Here is a 328-nt window from a genome sequence, read left to right as displayed (position 1 = left end):
CAGCCGGCGCCATTCGGAAACGGGCTTGTACTCGCTGTTGCGCTCGTGGACGCGCGGGCACGTGGGGCCGACGATGGTGGAGCGGTACGCGTCGACGTCGAACCCGTCGGGCAGGAAGGCGCGCATGCCCCAGGGCTGGCCCCGTCGCCAGCCGGAATCCTCGAAATAGCGGGCGATCGAGGCAAGCGTGTCCGCCTGGTTGTTGAAGATGTCGGCCCGCCCGTCACCGTCGCCGTCCGTGGCCAGCCTGAGGTACACGCTGGGGAGGAACTGCGGATTGCCGAACGCCCCGGCCCAGCTCCCGACGAGGTCCGACCGGTCGTAGCCC

At 70.1% G+C, this 328-nt stretch carries 1 protein-coding gene; it reads right to left on the bottom strand.

The genetic code is table 11. From position 1 onward, the window contains the following. Window positions 1–328 (bottom strand): lytic murein transglycosylase (locus AB1L30_RS00105; protein WP_367011331.1); only part of this gene is annotated, 328 nt, incomplete at both ends.

Origin of the sequence: Bremerella sp. JC817 (genome assembly GCF_040718835.1) — a bacterium.
In the GTDB taxonomy this organism is placed as follows: Bacteria; Planctomycetota; Planctomycetia; order Pirellulales; family Pirellulaceae; genus Bremerella.
The sequence above is the reverse complement of the archived record's forward strand: the minus strand, read 5'-3'. Positions and strand labels throughout refer to the sequence as shown.